At 69.6% G+C, this 2,543-nt stretch carries 2 protein-coding genes and 1 pseudogene; 1 reads left to right on the top strand and 2 read right to left on the bottom strand.

Annotated features, from left to right (window positions below; all coding sequences use genetic code 11):
* Positions 1-249 (bottom strand): annotated as a pseudogene (locus tag OZN99_RS29565) (hypothetical protein); the annotation flags it as partial.
* A 240-nt stretch (positions 250-489) separates the two neighbouring features.
* Here OZN99_RS29565 and OZN99_RS29560 point away from each other — a divergent pair.
* On the top strand, positions 490-2,307 hold the full coding sequence (locus OZN99_RS29560; RefSeq protein WP_270938794.1) for a PHA/PHB synthase family protein: 1,818 nt from the start codon (positions 490-492) through the stop codon (positions 2,305-2,307).
* An 18-nt stretch (positions 2,308-2,325) separates the two neighbouring features.
* Here OZN99_RS29560 and OZN99_RS29555 read toward each other — a convergent pair.
* On the bottom strand, positions 2,326-2,543 hold a 218-nt coding region (locus OZN99_RS29555; protein ID WP_270938793.1), incomplete at its 5' end, for a hypothetical protein.

Raw genomic sequence — 2,543 nt, 5'->3', positions numbered from 1 at the left:
CGGCACGGGTCCGCGCCCGGTCGGTTGCAGCGGATCGCGCGACCGCGCGCGGTCCGCCGCAAGGCCGGCGGAGAGCTGCTCGCGCAGCGCCGGGTCCGGCGGGGTGGGGCGCGGCGGCACGCTGGAGAGCCTCGGCCAGGGCTGGTCGAGTCCCGGCGGCGGCTCCCGCCCTTCCAGATGGGCGCCGAAGATGTTGGCGACGACGGGCCGCGGGTCGAGCTCCGACCAGCGGTCCGAACAGCCGCCCAACACGCCGATCAGCGCCAGGATGAGGCCCGGGCGCGCTTGATCCGCCGCCCGCCACCCCCTAGCCTTTCCCGGTCTGTCGTGGCCTCCGACGCGCGGGCTCATCGCTTCCGATCCTGTGCGGAGCGAGGGTTAGCCCGAACCGCCCGCCGGCGGAAGCGCCGCCCCGGGCTTCCCGACCGGCAGCGCGGGATCAACGGACCGTCCCCGAAGGACGGCAGAGAAGGCTGAGGCTGAGGGCGGATGTCGCAGGATCCCACCACGGAAGACAAGACGAGCTTCCGCCTGCCCGACCCCACCCTCGTCACGCGCACCATGGCCGACGTGGCGGAGCGCGGCCAGCGCATCGTGACGGACTTCCTGAAGCGCCAGACCAACGAGGGATCGGCCACCGGCCCGGGGCCCGATCCGCTCAACATCGGCAACGCCTTCCTCGAGATGACGACGCGGCTGATGGCCAACCCGGCCCGGCTGATGCAGGCGCAGATCGGCTTCTGGCAGGATTATCTCACGCTCTGGCAGAACACCGCCCGCCGCATGATGGGCGAGCCGGTGGCGCCGGTGATCGAGGAGGCGAAGACCGACCGCCGCTTCAAGCACGACGACTGGCGCGAGAACGAGGTGTTCGACTTCATCCGCCAATCCTACCTGCTCTCCGCCCGCTTCTTCACCAACGTCGTGCAGAACACGGAAGGGCTGGACCAGAAGACCGCGCAGAAGGTCGATTTCTACACGCGCCAGTTCGTGGACGCGATGAGCCCCTCCAACTTCCTGATGACCAACCCGGAGGTGCTGCGCCGCACGGCGGAGACCGGCGGGGAGAACCTGCTGAAGGGCCTCTCGAACCTGCTGGCTGACCTGGAGCGCGGCAAGGGCCAGCTGCGCATCCGCATGACCGACGAGACCAAGTTCAAGGTCGGCGAGAACATCGCGGTGACACCGGGCAAGGTGGTGTTCCGCAACGACCTGATGGAGCTGATCCAGTACGCGCCGGCGACGGCGCAGGTGCTGAAGCGCCCGTTGCTGATCATCCCGCCCTGGATCAACAAGTTCTACATCCTGGACCTGCGGCCGAAGAACAGCTTCATCCGCTGGGCCGTGGAGCAGGGCCACACGGTCTTCGTCGTCTCCTGGGTGAACCCGGACGAGCGGCTCGCCGAGAAGGGCTTCGGCGACTACATGAAGGAAGGCCCGTACGCCGCGCTCGACGCGATCGAGAAGGCCACCGGGGAGAAGGCCGTCAACGCCATCGGCTACTGCCTGGGCGGCACGCTGCTGGCCTGCACGCTGGCGCACATGCAGGCGAAGAAGGACACGCGCATCAAGTCCGCGACCTTCTTCACCACCATGGTGGACTTCGCGGAAGCCGGGGAGCTCGGCGTCTTCATCGACGAGGAACAGCTGCAATCCCTCGAGGAGAAGATGAACAAGCGCGGCTTCCTGGAGGGGTCGGAGATGGCGACCACCTTCAACATGCTGCGCGCCAACGACCTGATCTGGTCCTTCGTGGTGTCGAACTACCTGCTGGGGCAGGAGCCCTTCCCCTTCGACCTGCTCTACTGGAACGACGACAGCACGCGCATGCCGGCGCGGATGCACAGCTTCTACCTGCGCCGGATGTACCAGCAGAACGACCTGGCGAAGCCGGGCGGGATCGAGCTGGAGGGCGTCGCGCTCGACCTGCGGAAGATCAGGCTGCCGACCTACATCCTCAGCACGCGCGAGGACCACATCGCGCCCTGGACCAGCACCTACCGCGCGACGCAGATCTACTCGGGCAAGCCGCGCTTCGTGCTGGCGGCCTCCGGCCACATCGCCGGCGTGGTGAACCCGCCCGACAGCGGGAAATACAGCCACTGGGTGAACGAGGAGCTGCCGCCCGAGGCCGATGTCTGGTTCAAGGGCGCGACGGAGCTCTCCGGCTCCTGGTGGCCGGACTGGCAGCGCTGGGTGGTTGGCCAGGACAAGGCGCAGGTGCCGGCGCGCACCCCCGGCGCCGGCGGTCTGCCGGCGCTGTGCGACGCGCCGGGAGACTACGTGAAGGTGCAGGCGCGGGACTGAGCGCCGCGGCGCGCGCCCTCAGCGCACCCCGAGCATCGGCGAGGTGCCCGCGGGCACCAGCTGCCCGGCATCGGGATCCAGCGCGCCGACCAGCCCGCCGATCCGCATCTGCCCCATCCGCTGGACTTCCGCGCGCGCGATCGCGGACGCGGCGGCGGATTGCGGCAGCGGCCCCGGGCTCGCGAGGCGCGCCAGCACCACCACCCCGCCCGGCTCGAACAGCGCCGGATCCAGCG

The sequence above is a fragment of the Falsiroseomonas oryzae genome (assembly GCF_027856955.1).
GTDB lineage: Bacteria > Pseudomonadota > Alphaproteobacteria > Acetobacterales > Acetobacteraceae > Falsiroseomonas > Falsiroseomonas oryzae.
This window is presented reverse-complemented; position numbering and strand designations above follow the sequence as displayed.

Coding starts and splice junctions, on each gene's coding strand:
- OZN99_RS29560 (WP_270938794.1), top strand. CDS start 490: ATGTCGCAGGATCCCACCACGGAAGACAAGACGAGCTTCCGCCTGCCC.